Source organism: Rubripirellula tenax (genome assembly GCF_007860125.1).
GTDB lineage: Bacteria > Planctomycetota > Planctomycetia > Pirellulales > Pirellulaceae > Rubripirellula > Rubripirellula tenax.
On record NZ_SJPW01000007.1, the window covers coordinates 513,254 to 537,103 of the forward strand.

At 56.8% G+C, this 23,850-nt stretch carries 12 protein-coding genes; 2 read left to right on the forward strand and 10 right to left on the reverse strand.

The genetic code is table 11. The annotated features are described in order from the left end of the window. Positions 1-23 precede the first annotated feature (23 nt). The 6 genes from Poly51_RS25520 to Poly51_RS25545 all read right to left on the reverse strand — a co-directional run bounded on the left by Poly51_RS25520 (position 24) and on the right by Poly51_RS25545 (position 6,573). Entirely contained in the window at positions 24-1,325 is a 1,302-nt protein-coding gene (locus Poly51_RS25520) for a hypothetical protein (RefSeq protein ID WP_146461416.1), read from the reverse strand. 7 nt (positions 1,326-1,332) lie between these two features. Continuing rightward, positions 1,333-2,208, reverse strand: a complete 876-nt coding sequence (gene rfbA / locus Poly51_RS25525; protein WP_222435930.1) for a glucose-1-phosphate thymidylyltransferase RfbA — start codon at positions 2,206-2,208, stop codon at positions 1,333-1,335. Next, the gene (rfbB, locus tag Poly51_RS25530; RefSeq protein ID WP_146461420.1) at positions 2,205-3,275 is read right to left on the reverse strand and encodes a dTDP-glucose 4,6-dehydratase; all 1,071 of its coding nucleotides are present in this window, start codon (positions 3,273-3,275) and stop codon (positions 2,205-2,207) included. The genes rfbA and rfbB overlap by 4 nt, the downstream gene beginning before the upstream one ends. A 382-nt stretch (positions 3,276-3,657) precedes the next feature. Further along, on the reverse strand, positions 3,658-4,194 hold the full coding sequence (gene nusG / locus Poly51_RS25535; RefSeq protein ID WP_246114765.1) for a transcription termination/antitermination protein NusG: 537 nt from the start codon (positions 4,192-4,194) through the stop codon (positions 3,658-3,660). A 395-nt stretch (positions 4,195-4,589) separates the two neighbouring features. After that, a complete protein-coding gene (locus Poly51_RS25540) occupies positions 4,590-5,285 on the reverse strand; it encodes a TIGR04283 family arsenosugar biosynthesis glycosyltransferase (RefSeq protein ID WP_146461424.1) in 696 nt (231 codons plus the stop codon). Between the two features lie 148 nt (positions 5,286-5,433). After that, positions 5,434-6,573, reverse strand: coding sequence for an LptF/LptG family permease (locus Poly51_RS25545; RefSeq protein WP_146461426.1), 1,140 nt, complete (start codon positions 6,571-6,573; stop codon positions 5,434-5,436). Positions 6,574-6,870: 297 nt separating this feature from the next. On the opposite strand from Poly51_RS25545, the gene Poly51_RS25550 reads away from it, so the two are divergent. Next, a complete protein-coding gene (locus Poly51_RS25550) occupies positions 6,871-8,595 on the forward strand; it encodes a TlpA family protein disulfide reductase (protein ID WP_146461428.1) in 1,725 nt (574 codons plus the stop codon). Between the two features lie 169 nt (positions 8,596-8,764). Further along, positions 8,765-9,001: a hypothetical protein gene (locus Poly51_RS25555; RefSeq protein ID WP_146461430.1), complete on the forward strand. Its 237-nt coding sequence runs from the start codon at positions 8,765-8,767 to the stop codon at positions 8,999-9,001. A 420-nt stretch (positions 9,002-9,421) separates the two neighbouring features. Here Poly51_RS25555 and Poly51_RS25560 read toward each other — a convergent pair whose 3' ends face one another. The 4 genes from Poly51_RS25560 to Poly51_RS25575 form a co-directional block, all read right to left on the reverse strand. Further along, on the reverse strand, positions 9,422-10,855 hold the full coding sequence (locus Poly51_RS25560) for a redoxin family protein (protein ID WP_186775805.1): 1,434 nt from the start codon (positions 10,853-10,855) through the stop codon (positions 9,422-9,424). A gap of 205 nt (positions 10,856-11,060) precedes the next feature. Further along, positions 11,061-17,990, reverse strand: a complete 6,930-nt coding sequence (locus Poly51_RS25565) for a hypothetical protein (protein WP_146461434.1) — start codon at positions 17,988-17,990, stop codon at positions 11,061-11,063. Next, entirely contained in the window at positions 17,987-21,448 is a 3,462-nt protein-coding gene (locus tag Poly51_RS25570) for an MFS transporter (protein WP_146461436.1), read from the reverse strand. Before Poly51_RS25570 ends, Poly51_RS25565 begins: the two co-directional genes overlap by 4 nt. A gap of 330 nt (positions 21,449-21,778) precedes the next feature. Continuing rightward, on the reverse strand, positions 21,779-23,776 hold the full coding sequence (locus Poly51_RS25575; protein WP_146461438.1) for a c-type cytochrome domain-containing protein: 1,998 nt from the start codon (positions 23,774-23,776) through the stop codon (positions 21,779-21,781). Positions 23,777-23,850: the final 74 nt, after the last annotated feature.

Below are 23,850 nucleotides of genomic sequence, written 5' to 3' on the forward strand. Positions count from 1 at the left end.
CGAACCTATCTGTGACAAAACTTTCAATTGCCTGATATCTCCAACCCGGTTCCTTCGTGGAGTATCTTGCCTGTTGCGGCGTCAATTTTTTGGCACTGAAGGGTCGCTCCCGCAATGCGAATATTGAAGTAGCTACCTCCATCTTTAGCTGTCAAAATTAGCCGGTCCACATCCGAAGTGAACCTGTTTGCGTACACACTCCCTGAGACATGGCATTCTGTGGATCCGTCGGGTCGAAAGATTGCTTTGTCCCAGGTCGGGTGGCCGTTGGTCCAAGTTACTTTCCAAACCTTTCCAAGGATGGATTGCAGCCCGCTGTTGCTTTGACTGTTTTTGATCGCTCCCAATTCGGCCAATCGCACTTCAATCCATTTACGTTTTAGGCCAGTCGATTCGGGCAACAATGCTTGATAAATTTCGCCTGCGTGTGCTCGGACGGTCAGATCGTCTGAGAAATCCCACCACGCATCGGCAAGCTTGACTTGCTTGTCGAATGATCTGTCGCCCGACAACTCTGCTTTGGCGTACATGACGGCCGGCGCGTCGGGGGATCCCTTTGCCAGATAGCTCAGCCCCCGAGTAAAATCGCCTTTCGTGATGCAATAGAACTCACCGATCGCTTGATTGGCGACTGGATCGTTGGAATCTTTTTTCAACGCTGCATTCGCCGATCTCAAGTCATCGAACTTGCGATCGAGCAGCTTGCATTCTTTCAGCCTCGCATTGGCACTGTCCCTTACTCCGACGTTTCTGCTTCGCTGGGCCATTCGACCGAGCAACTGCAAGAGTTGCTCGCACGATTCATAGTCGTCCTGCTGAACCCACTCATCGATCCAATCACGGGTCCGAACATGAATCAAGGTCACGTTCATCGACGATAACGCGTTTCTAGATATCTGGCTGACCAAGTCCAGTCGCTTGGATGCCAGATCGATGGCGAAGTGCGATTCCAGTTGTTGTATCGCATCAAATGCGACCGGAATCACTCCCTCTTTGACGGCGACATCAAGGCACTCATTCAAAATCACATAATGATGGCTAGCAGAATTTTCTGACTTGGCCGCCATTTCCAAGAGCGAATTCGCGAAATGAGCCTGAGCGCCCCGTGCTTTGTTCGAATACTCTTTCGCGTACAGTTGTCGAAGGAGTGCCAGTGATTTGTCTTGCTGCGCCGGACTTGGAATCGCTTCTTTCTGTGTCTGGGTACCTTTTGAAGCTACGGATTCCTGTGCAATCGCAGTCGCATCTGCTGTGGACGCAATCAGGGACAACAGCATGGCGAACGAACGCCAAGGACAAAGAGTTGCCTTTCGATGGATGTTCATCATTAAGCTAACTTGTCAGGTTCACGAGGTAGCGTCCATATTCGGTTTTTGCATCGGCAAAGCGAGCGGAAATCTGGTCGGCGGTCAGCCAACCGTGGTGAAACCCGATCTCCTCCAGACAGGCGACTTGGAAGCCCTGGTGGTGCTGGATTGTTTTCACAAACATAGAAGCCTCGAGCAGGCTGTCATGGGTTCCGGTGTCGAGCCAAGTATGCCCACGTCCGAGCATTTCGACATGCAGCTGCCCACGCCGCAAATACTCTTGGTTCACCGATGTGATCTCCAATTCGCCCCGCGGCGAGGGGCGAACCGCTTTTGCAATTTCGACGACTTGATGATCGTAAAAATACAACCCGGTGACGGCAAACTGCGACTTGGGTTGTGAAGGCTTTTCTTCGATCGAAACTGCCTTGCCAGCACCATTGAACTCTACCACGCCATAACGCTCGGGATCTTGCACTTGGTATCCGAACACCGTTGCACCCGAGTCCCTTTGAAATGCGGACTTCAGCTTCGGAGAAAACCCCTGGCCGTAGAAGATATTGTCGCCTAGGACGAGCGTGACGTTGGAATCACCAATGAACGATTCGCCTATGAGAAAGGCCTGTGCTAGCCCTTCGGGTTTCGGCTGAACGGCATAGAACAGCTCGATTCCAAAGTCCGAACCGTCACCCAACGTGCGTTGGTATAGCGGCAGATCCTCAGGTGTTGAGATGATCAATATTTCGCGAATGCCGGCCAGCATCAAAACCGACAACGGATAGTAGATCATCGGCTTATCGTAGATCGGCAGCAATTGCTTGCTGATCCCACGTGTCGCCGGATGCAGTCGTGTACCCGATCCGCCCGCCAGTACGATGCCTTTACGCGTTACCACGGTTATTTTGATACTCCAAACCGCTGGAGCTTGTAGTCACCCGAGACGATGTCTTCCCACCAAGATTCGTGACGGAGGTACCACAGTACCGTTTTACGGAACCCGCTTTCAAAATTTTCGACCGGCTCCCAACCAAGTTCTCGCTTGATCTTGCTGGCATCGATCGCGTAACGCAAATCGTGACCGGGCCGGTCGGTAACGAATGTGATTTTTTCGGAGTGTGATTTCCCGGATGGACAAGGTCGCAGTTCGTCGAGAAGGTGGCAAAGCGTTTCGACGAGCTCTAAATTGTTGCGCTCGTTATTGCCGCCAATGTTATAAGTTTCGCCGGGCGTGCCTTTGGTAACGACGTCGAAGAGTGCGCGGCAATGATCGTCTACGTAGAGCCAATCGCGAATATTATCACCCTTGCCGTAGACTGGGATACTTTCGCCGCGAAGGCACTTCAATATGACGACCGGAATCAATTTTTCCGGGAATTGATAGGGACCGTAATTGTTGCTGCAATTGGTCACCAACACGGGCAGTTTGTAGGTGTCGTGCCAAGCCCGAGCCAAGTGATCCGATGCAGCCTTGCTGGCCGAATAGGGCGAGTGCGGATCGTAGGATGTCGTCTCGGTGAACTGACCTTGGCTGCCTAGCGAACCGTAAACCTCGTCGGTAGATACGTGCAAGAATCGAAAGGCTTCCGCTTGCTCAGCGGAAAGCGATCGCCAATGAACGAGGCAGGCCTGCAGCAGGTTGTAGGTGCCGATGACGTTCGTTTGGATGAATTGTCCGGGACCGTCAATACTGCGATCGACATGACTTTCCGCAGCCAAGTGCATGACGGCGTCAGGTCCGAATTCTGTTACCTGATCGGCAACGGCGTCAGAGTCGGTGAGATCGAGCTGAACAAATTGGTAACTCGGATGACTGACAAGATCGGCAAGGGAATTCAAGTTTCCGGCATAGGTTAATGCGTCAGCATTGAGAACCTGGTGCCCCTTGCCTAGGACAAGCCGAACGAGATTTGACCCGATGAATCCGGCGCCGCCGGTGATCAAAATACGTAGAGGGGAGGAAGAGTTCACGATGTGAGGATCAGCGGCCTAGGCGTCTAGCGTCGCGGCATGAATTCGAAGCACAGGCGACCCACCAAAGGCGGGCGTTGAATGTGGACTGGTTTTCAAGCGTGGACACCAGACAAAGAAATCGGGCGTATCGGGAATGCGGTTGGGGGGAGAATCTCAAGCGATTGATTGGCGACTAGCAGCCTGTCGAAAAAGGGGTCTGACCCTCTCCGACGTTTCGAATTCACAATGTTCCAGCAACGTCCCCAAAGGGTCAGACCCCTTTTTCAACAGGCTGATAGGAAATGAACGTATTCGAGCACGCCTGACTGCTTTGCGTTTCGATCGCCGAAAGCCGCGTCGCGGTAGCACGAAGGACTGCACGATTGTTAGTGCCTGCCACCTACTCCGATGCTTCCGCTGTTTTTTTGCTCAGCACTTCGAGTTGGCAGTCGTCGAGCTTGACGCTGACTCCTCGCTCCATGAATCGGACGGCAACCAGCAGCCTTGTTTCTTGCGTTCTTTGCAGGACTGTGCCTTCATAGCCAGCGAAAACGCCGCTTTTGACTCTGACTTGTTGCCCCGGTTGGATCCGATCTTCGATCGTCAGCGGCACGTTCATATCGATCAGAGCTTGGATCTGTCGAAGATCGCTGACAAAGTGGGCTACATCCTCAATCGGCGCCACCGATTGGACACAACCTGTGCAAACGGCCTTGTATCGAGCCTCTTCTTCGCCGCACAGGAAGACGTAATTGCTGAACAATGGTTGATAGGTGATGCGAATGCGTCCGGCCGGCGATCGGCGACGATTGGCTATTTGGGGTGCGTAATGAGGCAAGCCGGCAACACGCAAGTGACGCATCAATTGCTTCTCTTGCCGGCTTCGTGTGTACACCAACCACCACGTCCGCTGGTCCAAGTCTGCATCCTCGAACAAATGTTCGGGATGGCAATCCGGTTCGGCGGGCAGAATAGGAATGGGAGCTAATTAGGTAACAGGGGACAGGTGACAGGAAACAGAAAAGGTGAGCTTCGTCGGCGCGGACTTCGTCCACTTGGGTGACAAGTCCCCGTTGGAATCTACAAAAGTTCGAGCAATGCCGCTGTTCGTGCTGAACGTTAACAATCAAACCTTCCGCTGGACCGTTTGAAAGTACAGCTTGCTAAAAGGATGACCGATGTTGAGGTGAGTGACAAGGAATCTACCGCCATACGGATGGGTTACCGAACGAGGCGGTAGTTTGTGCGGATTGAAGCGAGAGTACCCCCTGAGGAGACATGGGTAAGGCTTCCGGTTTCGGCTGCCCAGAGACGTGCTTCCCCCGTCCCTTGTTACCCGCGACCACCCCTGTCGTACATCACGGATAGTTCTGCGGGGTGGGTGCCGGTGGCGTGGGCGATTCGCAGACGCCAGTTTTTTAGCGTCTGCTTGACGACGCCATGCGATTCCCAACGACGACTGCTGATCGTGACGGGGCCCGACAGAAGGAACGGCTTGCCACGTTTTCGTAAGGCCTTGGATAGCTCGACGTCCTCCATCAACGGGATATCGGGGAAGCCACCGACTTGTTTGAAAATGTCGCGGCGCACGAAGATCGCTTGATCGCCGTAGGCCATTGATCGCCATCGGACGCGCGCGGCGTTGCCCTGCTCGATCCATCGGTAGATCGGACGCGGCGACTCGATGCGCTGCTTGAATGCTCCCCACAGGAAACGGCTGCCCTGACGACCGGCATGAACGGTCATCTCGGCAATGCAGTCGGCATCGAGTCGGTTGTCGGCGTGCAGAAACAGCAGCCAATCGCCCTTGGCCATGAATGCGCCCGAGTTCTGCTGGGTCCCCCGTCCTGGCAATGAACGCACGATCTTTGTGGCTCCGGCAGCCGTCGCCATGGCGACCGTATCGTCGGTGCTTCCACCGTCGGAAACGATGACTTCGTTGGCGCCAGCAGCGAAAGCCGATTCGATCGCGGCCGCGATATTGTCGGCTTCGTTGATCGCCGGGATAACGACTGAAGTAGTTAACAGGTGACAGGCTACAGGTTACAGGGAGGAAGCAGGTGTTAGCAGTTAGGTTATAGGTATTGGGAACCGTAGCGTCGGAATGGGGCGAGAATCGAAGTGCAGGCGTTGGAGCATTTTCCTGTCACCTGTCACCTGTCACCTACTCCCCCGCCTACACCAGTTGGACGTCTCTTAGCCTCAGATAGGCGACGGGGCCGATCAGGATCAGCGGCAGCCAGGCGGCCATCGCGGGGGACAGCCAATAGCCGTTTCCACCCATCGCTGAACACAGGGTCTTGATCAAAAAGAATAGCAAGACCGTGCCCATCGCGGCTCCGATCATGACGAACAGGTTTCGGCCGCGACGGTTGACGACCAATGGCAGGCCCAGCAAGATCAAACTGAAATCGAGCGCGGGCCGGATGATCCGTTCGTGAAGCAGCACCCGCAGCGACAGACTGCTGTGGATTGCCGGGTTTCGCACTCGACCGGCCAATTCGGCGACCGAAGCCATCCGCGTGGCGGATTGATTGGTTTGCAGCAGGTCGACATGAACCGACGTGGCAAAGAAACACTGGCGTGGCTTCAACCAAGCCTGGTCGCGACTGGTGAACAGGATCGGCCGGTCGGCGACGCCCACGGACGGCAGTTCATCGATGTTTTCCGGATACTGAACGCTATCGAGCAGGAAGCCAGCCCCGTGATCGGCGGTGGCGTCCATCCAATGGCAAATCGGCGCGAGCAGCAAGTCGCCGAAGCCAGGAAAATCGCCGTCAAGCCGGAAGCTGGGTTCGTGGATCGTGCTCGCTTTGGCCACCAACGAGCGGCCGTCGATCAACACTCGATTGACCTTATCGTATTGCGGCGAGATGGGCTGCTCGGCGGTCCCGGTGATATCCTTGGCCTTCATGGATAGGGCGTCGCGATAGTCGGGAAGTAGCCATTCGCGGCTGACCAATTGCACGGTCACGATCAGCAGTGATGCGATGATCATCGGTCGCAACAATCGTCCGTGCGAGATTCCTGCGGCCAGCGTGGATGTCAATTCGCCGGTTCGACGCAACCAGCCAACGGTGAACAGAAATGCCATCAATGTGATGATCGCGCCGGTCCAATCGAACAACAGCAGCATATAGGGCCCATAGTAGCGGGCCATCACGGGCAGCAGACCGCCTTGCTGTTGCCCCTGCTTGACCAGCTCGTCCATGCTGGTGAATGCATGAAAGACGACAAAAATGCCGGCAATCGAGCAAAAGCAAATCAACACCGTCCGCAGAAAGAGCGTCAGGATATAGCGGTCAATTCGGGTCACGGGGGAGTAGGGAACAGGTGACAGGTGACAGGGAACAGGGAACAGGGTTTGAGGATGGTCGGGAATGGGGGCGGGGCAAGGCAAGGGCAAAAGATGAGAAGCGGGGGCCGATCGCCAGACCGCCAATGAGCTTCTTCGCTGCCACCTGCCACCTGCCACCTGCCACCTGCCACCTGTTCTCTGTCACCTGTTCCCTGTCACCTGTTCTCTGTCACCTGTTCCCTGTCACCTGTTCCCTGTCACCTACTCCTTGTCTCCTCTATCATCCGGGTTGGCACTTTTTGGGTGGGAAAAATCATGATGCGAATGTATTTTGCGGCGTTGGCGGTATCGGGATTGGTCGTTGGCGGGTGTTCAAAGGCACCGGATCCGGTTTCCACATCGGCTCCGTACGCGGCTTCCGAAGGTGGCGGGGATACTTCGGGGTTGCCGGCGATGCCGGCGGATCCCGTGCTATCGGATCCCATCGTCGACGCGACGGATCCGGATTCCATCGCCAAGACATCCGATCGGGCACCGATCGAGGAAGCGGCGAACATGGCAGCGATGTCAGGCATCGGCGCGGTTTCCAATCAACCTAGCGAGAGGGATCCTAGCCCAGGGGAACCGGCACGCCCGATTGCTGACAACGAAATTCCGGTTCCTCCGGCGGGAATCCCCATCGACGATGGGTCGATGGTTACTGGGCAGATGCCCGAGCGACCTTTGAAAGCAAATTTGACGCCCGACGAATTGGTCGCGTTTTTGGCGGGCGCCGACCGTGACATGCAAATCATCGCGTCCGGTCGTTCAGGAATCGATGACCCCGAGCAGGCCCGATCGATGCTGGTCCAAATCATCAAGATGAAACTGGAAGCCTCTCGTCGTTTGGCCAGTTCGACCACGGCGACGAAACAAATGGCGTCCGAGGGAGCTCGCGGTGAACTGCAGGCGCTGTCGCACTTGGCCGCACTGGGCGACCTGAAGGCGGCAACCGAATTGGAGTCATTGGCCGCGACGACGGTTCAATCCTCGGACCCGCTTTTGGCATCGGACAGCCGTTTGGTGTTGATCGGTTTCGCAATAGAACGCTTGCAACAGGGCGATGGAGGCGCGGCCGGCCGAATCGTTGAATTGGTTGACGCACTGGCAAAGAGTTCCGCGTCCGGTGATGTGCCTGCGATGATGGTGATGGGCGAAGCACGCGACAAACTGGCTCGCTACGGTCACGACGCCGAAGCCAAACGTGTTCGCGACACCATCATCGATGTCTTTGCCGATTCGCCCGACGCTGCGATCGCTCAGATGGCGGCTCAGGTTGCCGGCAACGTCCGGTTCGATGGTATCGAAGGAATGCGAGCAACGATCGTCGACGGTGGCGAAGTCCCCATGGACCAATGGCAAGAAGCCGTCGAGACGCTGATCGACGAGTCGGCGGATTTACAGACGGTTCAGTATTTGGCCGGAGCGGCGTTGGAATTCGAAGCGGCTGGATTCAGCGATCCGATGACGACGACGTACGACGTGCTAGAACGCCGTTTCAACGACGACCAATCGGCAACGGGACGCGAGGTGGCTTTGGCGGTGCGAGCCAAGCAGGCGCGCCAGCGTGTCCTTGGCCGTCCGTTCGATCCAGACCTGCCATCGGTCGATGGACCGCGTATTCGCATCCAAGATTTTAAGGGCAAAGTGGTGCTGATGCCGTTTTGGGCGACCAGCTTCCCCGAATCGCTGCAGATCATGCCGATGTTGAAAGAGATCGAAGCGAACCACCCCGACGACGTAGCCATTCTGGGCATGAATTTGGACGCAGGGGGCGAGACGTTGGACGTCTTCTTGAAGGAAAACCCGCTGGGGTTTCCAAGCTTTCGGGCCGAATCATCAGCCACCGAGAAGGTCGCCAACCCCGTCGCGGCCCAATTCGGATTGGTGTCGATGCCGTTTGTCGCAATTTTGGACCGCGAGGGACGCGTTGCGGCTTTGGACTTCACCGGCCAGCGTTTGGCGGAAACGGTGAACGGTTTGATCAAAGTGACCAAGTGAAGCCGTGGCTTCAGGCGACTGGTTTCGGGCGACTGGTTTCGGGTGTTGGGGCCGATCGAATTCGGGCCACTGTTTTTCTTGACGTGATTTTGATCGTGGTGACTACAATCGGGGACGTTCGGGTCGGCCTTGTGTCGGTCCCAAGTGTGACCCATCACGAGTATTTCTGATGAAGCTTCATTTCATTGAATTGACCGGAAAAACCTTGCTGGACGTGGTCAACGAAGGCGAAATTGACTTGAAGCAGCTTCACGACGCGGGAGTCTGTGGCGATTCGATTCTACGGATCAACAAGCACGGCGAAATCGAACTGAGGTGTCGCGCGAAATGGATGCTGGTCGGCGGACTGATCGGTAACTTTGAAGAGCGTTTGATGAAACTGACGGGCCTGGATTGGGCTGAATGAATGCCAGGACCCGAGCTTGATCCACTTAGAAATGAGCGAGCCCCAGATTCAGCAAAACCAGCGCAGCGGATGAATCGCTTTGATGTCCCCCGGGTGTTGCTCTCATATTTCGATCGGGGTTCTCGATTTGCGACGGCTGGCAGTGATGGACTCTGCAGCACTTTGGGGTACACGACCGTTATTCGCGGCAAGAATGGAAAAGTCTAGCGCGATCAGCCCCTTGGCACGACGGTTGCTTCCTTAAAAAACTATCACATCGAATCGGGCGAGACATTATTTGACTCATCTTGCCCGATTACCGACGACCCATCATTTCGACGTCGGAATTTTAGAAAGGCGGGCGATTTCGCAAGAGATCGTCCGCCTGATTTTTTAGACACGCTCGACTTTCATTCCACGACTTCGTTTTTGGGTTGAGCCTCACTGTTGGGGTGGCGTCGATGGTTCGCCTTCGGGTGTCGTGGCCGATGCGATCTTGCCTCCCATGGAGAGGACTTCGAGCTCTTGCGTCAACTGTCGCTCGAGATCTTCTTCGCTATCGAAACCGACGTGGATCGATTCGACGACGCCATCTTTGCCAACCAGAATCGTTTGCGGGATTGCGTCAACGACGTACCCGTCGGCGATTTTGCCTTCCGGATCCAACAGAACATTCAGCTTGAGTTTTCGTTCATCCAGAAATTCTTGGACCGTTTCGAGTTCCTCGCCGGTATTGATGGCGATGAATAGGACTCCTTTGTCCGCGAATTCGTCCGTCACTTTCTTGATCACAGGCATGGCGGCCAGACACGGCGTACACCAAGTCGCCCAGAAATCGAGAACGACGACGCGGCCGGCCAACGATTTGGAGTCGAACCGTTTGCCGTCGGACGTTTGGGAAGTGAACGAGGGCGGTGTTTTCCCCAACAAGGGATGTTCGCCGACAACACCGGCGATTGATTCAAAGTAATCGTCAAGCGACGCGTATTCGGTCGCGTCATCGGCGGGGATGAACGTGAATAGCGAGTCGTCGACGTCACCGGACATGCGCCAAGTCAAGAAATCGTAACGAACTTGAAACGAAAAACCTTCCGGCACATGAACTTGATCCGACGCAATCAGCATCGGCGTCATGTCGATCAACAGCCGTAGCGGCCGCGGCGGCGCCTCGTCAGTGGCCCACAGATCCCACTTGACCCCATCCGATTGCTCGCCGCGAACGTGGACCGCGGGCACTTTTTCTCGAAACGGATCGCGATCGACCAAGTCGATGGATTTCATTCCCGCGACCATGGTGATGGTGGGGTCGGCGCCGGCCAACGTCAACGCCAAAAGTGGTTCCGGATAGGGGCCCATGGGGACCGGCAGACTGGTCACGGCATCCTGGATCGATACCACTTCGGGTAGTCGAAAAAAGGCATCCGGCGCCATTGCAGCGACCATATCCTTGCCGTCACAGTAAAGACGAGTTCGTTGCAGGGGCTGTTTCAAGTAGACGGTGTATTTGTCGGGTTCGCCTGACGCGATTTGAAAGGTCGACGTTTCGGACTGAACGACTTGCCCGCTGAGCACGGAATCGGAGAGCATTTCGACGGTGGCACGCGAGACTTTCGCATTTTGAATCGACTCGAATAACGGTTGCAGAATAGCTTGAAGGTCTTTCGCAAGCTCGACTTCGGCGGAACCGTTGGAGTTATCGCCGGCTGCATCTTCCTTCGGTGGCGTCGACGTCTTCTTTGCCTCTGGTGCTTTCGCATCTTGCGCACTTGCACAGGACATTGCGAACGGCCGAACCAGATACATCGACATTGGCAGCGGAGAGGATGTGGCAAGGTAGAACAGGCCAACGATCACGATGGGGCGGCGAAAAAACATGATTGCGAACAAATCGGTGGAAGCGGCAGAAATTCGAGAGCACGCATGATAAGAATTGCGAGCCCTCATGACTACGGTTGGCCAATCCGATAGCGGGGCAGCGCACCTTCGTAGATTGGGCGAACAGCGGAAGACCAACACGCATCGCAGGCAACTGATTTGTCACTGCCACGGGCTCCCACGGACGATTTGCCGTCCGCGACGATCACACGACTTTTTTGGATTTCGGAAACGCTGGCATCACAACAGCCACCAAGATCAATGCACCAGCGACAGGCGTGGGCGCGACCGCAAACCCAAACAGGCCCATCAAACCGAGCCAAAATGCGGGGTGAACGACGACTGGCATCGCGAATCGCCGCAGCGGACGCAGGCACACGAGCAGACCGGTGATCAGTGCCAGGGTCAGCAGATTGACAAGCAGATTGCGGAGGCCGCGGTCGCTGGTCGATACGGCTTGCAAGGAGGGAGGTTTGTTCACCGACGTCAGCTGAAGAACGTCGCGTGTACGGAATCCGTCGTAACGATTCGCGTCGAACATCTTCGACGGAGGCCGCTGCGGCGTGAGGTAGCGATTGATATAGACCGACATCCGCTGATCCAACAGAACCCACTCAATCGACGCGACCTGTGATGTGATCGAGGGAGATGTTTTCGTCAACGATGTGATTGCAGGGGAATTCGTTGGTTCGGTCGACACGAGTGGATTGCTCGAATCGAGAACCGTCCCCCGTCCAGGCAGCTCGTCATCCATCGAGGCGTCGACAGCGACGGAAAAGTCAACCGAGTGACCGGCATTCTTGGCAAGTTGACGATAGCGAGCCGCCCAAGGTCGTAGCCAAGCTGCAATTTCGTCTGTGGGTCGTTCGGCGATCATGTCCACGGCCTGTTCGACAGCCTCCACCGTTGATCTTGCCAAATACACAGCCCGACGCTGTTCGGAACGCACCAGGCTTTTATCGATCGTTGCTTGCTGCTTGACCGTCACGCCGTCATCGGGTTCATAGATTGCGAGCCAGTTTTGCGTGATCGGAATATCGACCAGCCGAGGGACGTAGTGGCCGTGTTTCGCCAGCTCCGGCGTCATACGAATCATGACCTCGACCGACTGTGAAATGCGGCTAAGCGACAACGCGATGCGGACGCGGTGGGTCGGCGGCACCTTCGCCGGATTCACGACCTTGGCAGACTTGCGAGCGATCATTGGAAGCGACGCCGACTCTTCGAGAGGCTCGATCATCATCGGAGTACCTGCACTCCACGCGGCGACACAGTGAGCGCCGACCGGCAACTCCAAAACAACCGATTCCAATCCACCGGGCAACAGATCCCAATGCGAGACGACCATCAAGCCGTCGTCTTGGACGAAAACTTGATTGTCTTGGGTCAACCCGATCGCGTCGGTATCGATGGTCGGAAGCGGGGCCAAGTCGATCGACCAAGCGGGACTGGCGGCCAAATAGGTCGAACGGCTTTCGGTGCCGACCGGGGACGTCTGCCAATACGGGGGCAGCGATACCGCTTCGACAGCGCTGGTACGCCACTGGATCGATTCATTGGTCAAACGATCGGGAACGCTAATGTGAATCCGTCGTCGACCAAACCCGAGGACACGGATCGACGGCACGCCGACGCGTCCGGCATCGGCATTTTGCAGTTGTCCAGTCAGGGTCAGCGTTTTCTTTTTCAGCTCCGGTGCATCGCATCGTATACGAATGATTTGTTGGGCCGGATCGGTTGCCGGTTGACGTGACCACGACGTGGCGGGTGAGACTTCCAGCATTTCACACCATCGCGTCGGCACTTCGACATCCACGAAATCGGGCAGGCGTTGCGACTCAAACTTGATCTGAGTTTCCGTTTTCCAACGACCTGCGTCGCGAGAAAGCGTGATGAGTTGCCGGCAATCGAATCGCGTCTTACGCAGCTTCACCTCGAATTGCCCGCCCAGACGGTCGGGGGACGCGGCCAATTGCTTTCGATCGGCTGACCAGGTTGCTACGGGAATCCACCCTTGGGCCAACGACTCGGCCACAATCGTTGACGGGCCATCGACGGTGGGAATCGGCGCGTTTTCGATGATTCGAATTTCCGTCGACTCGTCACGTGAAAGTGTATAGGTATCGGCGTCAACCGAAGGAATCGACAACTGCATCCGTGGCGGTGTCAGCAACTTGTTCTTGGGCATCTGGCGAATCGCTGTCGCCGCAATCTGAATCTCTTCGGTTCCCAAGTACTCGCCCAACACGTAATCGACGTTGGGTCCGTTGTTGACGCGAACGGCTTCGATCGGACGACCATCAACGCTCAGTTGGACCAATTCCATCGAACGTGGAATCGCCAGCCGCAACGAAGTCGGTGCTGATCCCCCCATCAATGCCGTCGCATTGAAACGCAACTCCATACGATCGGGCATCACATGCAAATGATGGCGCTGGGTTGCGGTTGCAACCGCTTGAGGAATCGATTGCACTTGGATCGTTGGCAAGGAAGCGACCGCGACGAAGGCGCGATCGATCAATCCTCGATAGCCCAGCCAAGCGGCCATGAACTGGTCGACCGAGAGCGGTTCTGCTGATTCGCGATTCATCGGCCCTAGGCTGAGCGATCGATCACAGTGGATGGCGATCCATGCCGGCGCGTTCGCGCCCAGGGCGGCCGCGATGACTTCTGGGATCGAAAACTGTTCGATCGGCCCCGGCAAAGCGGCGACACCGGCATCCACTTCGCTGTCGGTTTGCGCGGTCGATTCGCTAACAATATCCGATGTCCCCGGACCGGACGCGGCGTCGATCATGTCCGGGTAATTGCGCGACCACAGTAAACGGATCGGACCTGCCCCGTCTTGGGTGGCCGTCACCGTCATCAAGCGACGCGTGGGGCTGTATTGCTCGGTCGTCGTCAATCGCCAATTCGGCGACGTGACGATCGGCACCTCGGAATCGCGAATGACGAACGAGAACGATTCGCCCGCCGCAACGGCGAACGGTGGATCTACTTCGCACTCGATCACACGCTTTGTCTTGCCGACGTTGACCCAGTATCGGCGTCGAAGGGGTGCCGCGCCGCTGCTGGCAGTTTCGTTGCCGATTCGATACTCGATTCCAAGGGTGTCCGTGGGTCCCAGTTCGGTGACCCAGCGACGTAGATCCGTTTCGCTCAACAACCGTCCCTTGGAACCACCGACGCGAAGAACGCTGATGCTCTGTTCCGATTCGATCGTCAATTGGGATGATGCGATCACGGGGATTGGCAATACCAATCGATTCCACGGCGGCGTCACGGTGAAAGTCGGCACCATCGTGACGCGCAACCGAAAGACGTCGCCTCGGGGTAGGGACGCAACGACTTGCCCGGCATCGTCGGCGACGAAGCGAACAATTCGGTCAACCTCTTCGATCAGTTCAACGCGGCGAACGGATTGAAACGGGATGGGCAAGCGGACTTGGTGACTGCCACGTCGGCCGTCGACCAAGTGAACCACGTACTCGGCTTCAATGGTGGATCCCATGGCCGGTTTGGTGTCATCGCCAGACGAAACGTTGCTGCGAGCTGAAAAAATGGTGACGCGGTAGTCGGCGGTTTGGAAGTGCGGAATCTCGACCGCGTTGGGCGTCTCCTTTTTGAACAACGATTCGTGAACGGAGCGAGGCAAATAAACAACGTCACTGGTTGGATGTCCGTCGCGATCGACGGGCACGATGACGGTGACGGCCTTTGACGCAGTTGCATCGGTTGCGATGGTCGCCACTTGCTGTGCCAGTGCTTGCGTCGGCGATAGCGTCGCGATCGATGCCAGCGACATCCACCACCCCAACCAGGCCAAACGAACGATCGACGCCCACGACAAATCGGCCGAAGCTTCGTCGTTGGAACCATTGTTATCTGATACCACGGCTGTATCGTCGCTTTCGATTTGGCTGCCACGGTCTGTCCATGCTCGCGAGGTCGCCAGCATGGCCGATGCGATGATCGGAACGAGCAACCAGCCAATCACTGCCAATTTCCAGGGCCACCACAGCAGCGTCAATGTCGCCAGAACCACCACGGCAACGGCGATGACGAGCGGCCAGCGCGATGCGATCGTCCATCCGACGACGAACGTCAACAAGGCAAACAACCACCCGATCGCTAATGCGATGTTGCGACGGATCAATGTCACATTCTCGCCTGGTACCATCTCGATTCCATCGCCAGCATCCAACGACATCGGGTTGCGAAACAGAGCGGTGGGCGAGAACGTGTCGGACGCAGCGACCAAGGCGTAGTCGCTTTTGAGCACGACGGCCGAAACTTCGATCCGCGGGATTCGACAGGTCCGTGCCCAATGCGAACCATAGAGGCTTCGATTCCACACAACGCGAATGGTTTCCAATTCGGCGGACGGCGGCAGTTCGATGGGACGCTGCGAAACGGTCAACAAGTTGACGGATTCACCGCTGCGTTCGATCAAAGTCAACTGCATATCGGGCGGATAGTTGATGACCAACGGCGCCCTCGGCGATACCAAGTAGGTCGCTTCGATTCGGTCAGTACCACGACTTGACGCGATGACGCGAACCGATTGTCGCCACACGATCGTCACGGATCCATCGTCGGTCGATTTGGCAATGACGATTTTGGGTTGCTCGACGGCATCGTAGCGAAGTCTTTGCCGTGTCGTCAGTTGCCCGGGTGATGTCGTGGCGGACGCATCGTTTTCGTAACTGGGAACACGTTGAACCGAGGGGCTCATCTCCTTCACATAAACGCCCCCACCCAACATCACCTCGCTGCGCTGCGATGCCGCACCGGGGACGCTGGGCAACTGAATCTCGATGGCGTCGGCGATCGAATAGCGGCGGCGGGCGATCAAGGGACGCCCGCGCAAATTCAATTCACTGACGTCGATCGAATAGGTGCCTTCGTCGTCGCCGAAACCCAAGGCAATGTCCGAAGGAGGAAGGCTTGTCGATGGGCTTCCCCGTTCACCGGACAGCGACCAATGGAACGAAGGACGATCACCCGCGGCACCCGTTTGTACAATCAACTCGCTCAGCCGACGGCCAGCCGATTCGACGTCGACCAACAGACGCTCGATGATATCGGTCCCGTCACGTTCGATCTGTAGCGAAGTCGAAACATCGAATGAAACATTGGGTGTTTCCAGCATCACGTCTGGCGTGCGACCGGTGGTCGGAGCAAAGTACAAAGCCGGACGATCACCACCATCGAAATAGGCAACTTGCGAAGGTCGCAGGTCCTCGAGACGAACGCGGTCGGTTTCGAGCGCCGCATCGCCGCTCCAATTCAAATCGGGCGGCGGGATGATGGCGGCAACCAAATCACTGCGGGCACCATCGATTCGAGCGAACCAGATGCTTGGCACCGCAACAACGGGCGGGCTGGCCACCAACGCCCGCGAGCCCTGAATGTCGATGATCAATTCGCCAAGGCTGGCGTCAGCCGCAGTCGAACCGTCGTCGCCGATCGTTGCTGCGTCGAAGTCATCCGGACCGATGGAACTGACGTCACCCGATTCGGGCCACAACCAGATGGAACCGGAACTGTTTTGAGCGTTGGGCGATTCGATCGAACGCTGAGAGCCGACGAACACGAGCGACTCGACATTGAAACCGTTCTGCATGCGCAAACGAATCGGTTCTAACCGGTTTCGATCAACGGCGACTCGCAAGCGAGCTCTCGCGGCAATCGTGCTCTTGCCAACTTCCACTCGCAGCCATGTTTGCCCCGAACCCAACAGGGGCCGCTGGGCCAATCGGATTCGCGACCATGCTTGATTCGAAGAGTCGATGGGCGACGGCCCCGAAGCGGTCCAAAGGCGTACTCCATCGACCAATTGCGATGTGCTTTGCGTCCACTTCGATGGCAATTCCCATTCGACGACGGCAAGCGGCGCCGCCACGCCGAGCTGGACTTCATCCGTGGCCGACGCATGGACCACCGAATCACCAACCCATCTCGCCATCGGCAATAGGCACCAATTCGACCAAGTGCATTGCCCAGTCACCGTGACCGTTGTGGACGTCGACTGCGGTCGCAGCGTTCCCGCTGGAAAGATGATTTGCAGTTGCTCCGTCGTGTCGTCGATCGAATGTCGTGTGAAATCGACATCCGTTGCATTGACCTTGATCGATGTCACGACCGCGTCTGACACCGCCAGCGGCGGAAACGATTGATCGGCTGGAATCTGAACCGACATTCGTTGGCTCCATTGCAAACCGGTCGAATCGATGTCGTACTGAGACAATGACCGGCGAAGTACCAACGACGCTTCGGCATTGGTTGACTCGGCAACCGAAGTCCGAATACGAACCGTCGACAAACCGCCGGCATCGATTTCGTACCACTTCGATTCACGATCGGTTGATAGATCGCCCGAATCCGCAGGCGGACCGGGGCGTTCCCGCAGGACACCTTCCAGGCTTTCGATGCGAATACCGGGCGGCGCGGCCAGGACGATTCGAGTTTGTGGGGCCGGCGGCAATCGCAATGCAAACTCTTGCCCGCCGCCAAAGCTATATCCACGAAGCTGCCAACCAAAATCGATGCGAGTTCGGAGATTTGCGCCGCCTTGAAACACGGCAATCAAATCACCGTCCGGCCCCGATTCCAGCCGAGGCAACATATCGGATACCGCGTTAGAATTTCGATTTTTGCCCGCATCGATGGACAGGTTCACACGCCCGAGTGATCGACGAACGACCGCTTCCGAGTCGGCCTCCAGGTCAAGGATGCTGCGTTGGCTGACCAGGACGTCGTCGACGAGTCGAATCCAATACTCACCGCTGCGAAGACGGCTAGCTTGGGCGTCGTCACCCAATTCGGCGGACTTATTAATCGCATCGACTAGGCGTTGGGTCGATTCGGGACGGTAGTGATCGGGAATCAGTTCGACCATCTGCGACTGATAAATCCCCACCGGCAAAATCGGACGACCATCGGGCAGTGAACGCGGCAATTCCAATTGGAATCGCTGAACAGTTTCTTCACTGTTTTCGACTGTCGCCGTCGCCTTATCCGCATCGTTGGCAGTCCCGTCATCGGCGTCATCGCAAAACGCGATGGGGGATAGTGCAAAAACGAACATCACAGCGAATACGACCATCGCCGGAAACCGGAATCGATAGATCACGGCAACACCTCGGGCGACTTCGCGATCGTTCGAGTCGACGCAACGCTGGGCGGCTCCGGTTCAACCAACTGTACTGTGCGAGTGGACGAGGACGGTTTCTTTGCGGCGACTGGCGACGCGACAGGTCCCGACGACTGTGATGTAAACACGCGACTGCTGCCCGACGGAGAGATCAACGTGCGAATCGCAATCATCACAATGACCAACACCAGCGCGATCATGCCCAATTGACCAGCCAAAACGGCCGCATCCGGTGCAACCGCCAATAGCCCGGCAAACAGAACGGCGATCGCCAACGCGGTCAGCGGATGACGTGACTTCGGAACGTGCGTCAGCAAGACCGCCAAAAGCAAGACGAAAGACCCGACACAAATCCACAAGATCGTGCGAGACACGATGACCACGTTGAACGACGGCGTGTCCGAACCCACGTACAGGTAGCGATTTCCTGGGGGCAGCGACTCGTAGGATTCCGGCGAACTGCCCATCATGGCACTGAGCGCGCTATCCGTATGAGTCGAGACTCGATCCAGACGCCAACCGTCGAATCGCCACGACATCGATCGACCGACGGTGGGCGACGCCCACACGATATGGCCGTCGATCGGAGCAATGATTTGCCAATAGACTCTTCCGATTCCGATCGGCAACTTCAACATCGGCTGGATCCTGGCAAACGACGGTGACGTCGGCATCGCGATCCAGACCCGCAGGTCAACAACGTGGCTATTCCGGTTGCCCGGCAGCGGCACGATCAAAGAATCCGATTGACGTTGAACCGGAATGCGAACGTCGTCGATCAACGCTTCGACACTAACGTCGGGCGTATCCGGGGGCAGGTCGACTTGGAAAACGTCGCCGCCCTGGACTCGAGCGACAACCTGTTCTTGCCGGGTCAACCGACCAACAACCGTGCGCAACATCGCTTGACGAACGGTGATGTCGTCGGCGGTCACCAAACGCGACTGCAAACGAAGTCGCAGGGGTTCACGAGGCAACGTGTCGAGGTCCAACGTTGAAACGGGAAGCGTGTCCGTCGATGTCAAATCGTATTGTTGGTTGCCTCGCAGGTTCACGCGAATCGCGCCGCGAACGGTCACATCAGCAAAATTGGGACGCGGCAACGAAACCGATTCCGTTGCCCTTGTGGTCGCAGACGACAATCTCGTTTGTGCATGTCGCCAACGTATCGCCATCGTTCCGCTCGCCAATCGCTCGGAAATCAATTCGAATCGATCGTCATCGAGACTGCGCAGCGTCGCCGGCACACCATCAACGGTCACGACCCAAGGTTCACTCGCCACCGTCGACGCACCATCGAATCGATCCAAGCCGTTGCTGGTCAGTCCTAACGCGCCGAAGGTTTCATTGTTGACGTCGGTGGAGGGATCGCCATTTTTGGGTGTTGGTGAAAACACCGGCTTGGCAATCCGGATGGGCAGTCGACCTTCCAAGTCCAAAGGCGAAGTCACGATCCAATCGACCGTCGATCGCAGTTGGTCGCCGTCAAGTTCGATGGTTGCATCGCTTGAAAGGGTGATTCGCGGAGGCTGTTCGACGAGATTCCCAACAAGAACCGCCCCAACGTCGGGACTGAGCATGCGGAAGGTACTCGACGACGATACGCCCATGATTTCGTTGGTCGACGAACCTGTTCGCGTCAGCCCTTTGGAATTCTCTAGGTCCACGACCAACAACGTTCGACCGCTGCCGATCAGATTCAGCGTCGCGTTTTGAACCAACACATTTTCCTCGGTCGAAACGACACGCGGAATGGCAAGTCTTATTTCGTCAGCGATTTCTTCGATCGGTCGCTGTGCGCGGATGCGAAACGACGTCGTCCCAACGTCCGAGCTGAGATTGAAATCAATGATTCGATAGATGTCGGACTTGAACGATTCGATCGGTTCACCGGTTTCGACGTTCTCGATCGAACTGATTTTCCAATCGGCTTCGTCGATCTGCAGTCGCCCGTCGGTCGCTTGGCCGCTGGCCTGGACCTCCATCACGATGGACGCCACTTCGTCGCGGATTTGCAATTCGGACGTCGTTGTTACCCGGGTTTGACGCTCCTTCGCGGAAAGCCAAAGCGGCAACTCGAACGATCCACGGTCGAATCGAAATCGGTAAAAACGCCCGCTGAGTCCTTTTTCGGGACTCTCGCTGGGTTCGCTTCGTACCCATGGACGCGTCCGCCAACGCAATCGGTAGTCACCGCCCGTTTGCAGCGTGATTTCGCCGCGGTGTCGCAGTGCGCCGACGACGTCAATGGCGCGGAAGTTCAGTGGCGATTGTGAAGACGTGTTGTCAGCGGCGAGCTGAAGATCGAAATTCAAGTCGATTCGTTGCTGGCGTTCTTCGTCCGGAATGATGACCGATCGTACTTCACCGCCGGCTTGGCCCGAGTCCGCGGCCGACTTCTGGGCTGGATCGGAAGGTTCGTCGGCCGGTGCGCCCAACTCGATCGTCTGTCCTCCGGTTCCCAAACGCGGCGTGTCCAGTACGACGGATCCTTTGGGGAATCGAAGCTGGAATCCGTCGATGGATCCTTTTGCATTTCGCACCGTCAATCGGACCGACGCGATCGGTTGATCCTGTGGCGAATCCCAACGGACATCGACACGACTTTCGACTTCCAACAACGGCACGTCGTTGGTTGAACGAGCCAACGTGCCCCAGCGAAACGAAAAGTTACCGCCGCCGCTTTCGACTGAAAATTGTGTTTTGTTTCCCGGCACGTTGCGACGGGTTAATGTTTCATCGCCGCGTCCGACGACTTCGCCGTCGATTTTCGATGCGTCGACGGTCAACCGAACCTGCGACGGAACATCCGGTAACCGGAATTCGATCATTCGCATCGAATTGCTTTGTACCCGTGCCGATACTCGCATTTTCAGAACCACATCGCCGGCCGACGAAGTCTTGACCGACAACACGTGGTTGGGTGAATCCGGTTCCAACGACAGCGAGAATTCGTCAACACCGCTGACATCGGGCGGCGCCAAGCGGTGAAAATTTCCCATCCGCAATGGAATCTGAATCCAACGGTCTTCGGTCGATTCGATCGACATCCGCAACACAACTTCTAATTCCGCTCGCCCGTCATCGGTCGTCCCGGTGACGTTGAGAGATTGGAAACTATAGGGCTGTTGCTGCCCATCGGCTGCGGTATCCAGATCCAGGCGGCGAACATATTCCTCCCACGTTACACCCGGCATCATGACCCGACTTTCCGCTTCGCTTAGAAACATGAACGCACGGATCGGAAAGTCTTCGTCTTGGCCTTCGAACACTTTGTCAGGCGGCAGCGTGCCTGGTGGTTGCGCGAGCGCCGATGCCCAGCCCCCAAGCGAGAACATCGCGATGAACCACCCGAGCGTTACCCAAACGGCACAGAACGACACTCGATCGAATCGATATCGGCCGAACGGAAATCGTCGGGGAACAGTGGATGGCATGCGTCAACTTCTGCTTCGTATCACGCGATTGCCCGAATTCGCGAACGGGGGGGCTCGAAACGCGTCGAAGAGACTGATGGAAGATTCAAGATAAGGATTTTGCTCGCAGTCGCCGAATCCCGTTTCGGCTCTGCCTGGCTGCGTACAGTTTACGCAAACCGGGCAGTCCGCAAAGTCAAAACGGGCCCTCGCGGAACCTATTTCGTAGCTTCGACAGGTGTCCGGGGGTCCAAATCAGGGATAAACGTCACAACCAGACCGATCTGGCCGGGGGGCGGGAATGCGTGGTTGGTCCATGAACGCCCACCCACAACGTGCGCGGTTGACGCCTCAGTTCACTTCCGCGGCTAGGCGATCCCGTTTGACACGGACGTTATTCAGACGCGCTGCCGTTTCGTCCCGGGCCGTTTTGGCCGCCGCCGCCGCCGCCATCGCCGAATCCAATGCGGATTGAAGTGGCGGCAGCTTCGCGGACAATGCGACGGACTCAGCCATCCGATCGGCTGCCAGTTTCGAAAGCACCGCGACTGCGGCAACGGCCTCGATTCGGGATCGGCGTTTCGTTGCCAAGACGATCAGGGCATCCGCCAACGCTTGTTCACGATCCGCAACCGCAGCCAAGTCGACCGCACCCGTTTTCAATCCCACCCGCGCGGCCGTCAAAGCGTCTTGCAAGTCTCGAGACGCGTTCGTAAGCACAGGCAACTCTTCGTCGATCGCGCCGATTCGCGTTTGCATCGCATTAGCATCCGCCGTCGCCTTTTCCGATTCCGCTTTCTTAGCAGCGATCTGTCTATTCCATTCATCGATCGGTTTTCTCGCCGCGGCAACTGCATGACTAGCCACGTCGAACGCTGATTCTTTAGGTGCCAACTCGCTTTGCAGCGAGGTCAACGTTTGATTGACGCTTTGCAATCGAACAGCAACCGGCGGCGGATTGGCGGCCAAAGGAGTCTTCTGATTGGGCGTATCCGTCATTGCAACAAGAACTTGCCCCGTCCAATCACCATAGACGACTCGCTTTCCATCGTGAGTGATACAGACTTCGAGGACGTCCTCTGTCATCGGTTCGAAATCGCGAATGTGATTCCCCGACGCGTCCCACAACTTGGCGCGTTTGTCCTTTCCGACCGTGACCAACCGGCCTTCGTGATCGAACGTTACATCCGTCGCGCCGCCGTTGTGCGCGGTGATCGACTTCATCAACTTTCCGGCCGCCATGTCCCACAGTTTGACCGTTCCGTCTTCGCTTGCGCTGGCCAGGACATTCGAATCGTCTCGCCAAGCGACGGAAATCACGGCACCCTTGTGATCGGTAAGGTCCAAATACAGGCGTCCCGTTTCCGCTTCCCAGACACACAAACCGCCCGATCGATCGCCCGAAGCGATCAAAATTCCATCCGGGCTGTAGGCGACAGTAAAGATCCAATCGGTGTGCTTCTTCAAGTCAAACAACTGGGTTCCGTCGGTCGCGTCATAGATCCGCAACATCTTTTGCGGTCCACCCAGCGCAACCCGGTTCATCGAATCGTTAACATCGGCTCCGAACACGGTATCGAGTTCGTCGCCAACCGCGGCAACACGTTCGCCCGACTTCACATCGTAAATTGCCGCGATTCCATTGACACTGTGCTCGCCACCGCCGGCGATCAAAAACGATCCGTCTCGGCTGAACTTCAACGACTGAGCAACGCCTTCGGAAAATGGCAAGATACCAAGCAATTCACCGGAGTCGCTGTGATACATCACGATCTGTTGTTGGCCGGCCAGCGCCACCAGTGGCGCCCACGGACTGGCGGCGATCGCGGTGGTTGCCGCGGCGCGAGCGGTCACAACGGGTGTGGCCTGGGGCAGGGCAGCTGGCATAGCACCGCCGCCTTCCGGTCGCCCGCTACTGCTGGCGACGAATGCGAGCGAGTTTTTTTTCTTGGCTTTCGCCTTCGATCCCGAGTCCTCCAGAATCCCGCCTTCGATCCAAGCACGCAGCAACTTCAATTGGTCGTCGGGAATTCGATCTTGATTCGGCGGCATGACGGGCGTGTCGTCGTGATTGACCAGTTGCCAAAGGCGACTTCCGTCCGCATCACCGTCGTCGAAGACGACCTCGCCACTTCCGCCGCCTTCCATCAATCCCGCAAACGAATCGACAGCAAGCCCGCCTTTCTTTTCGCCTTGGTTGTGACACTTGGCACAGTGTTGGCGAAAGATGGGTTTGATGTGATCTTCAAACGTGATTTTTTCAGCGGGAGTCGATTTCGCGTCGTCGCCCACGGCGACGGTCGCGCCCATCAAGATCGTGATCGCAATGACGTTGTTGAAAGTTTTCATCGAAGTAAGTTCTTAAAATTTCAGAACAGCCATGTTCGGGACAGTATTTCGATCCGTGCAGCGATGCAACATCC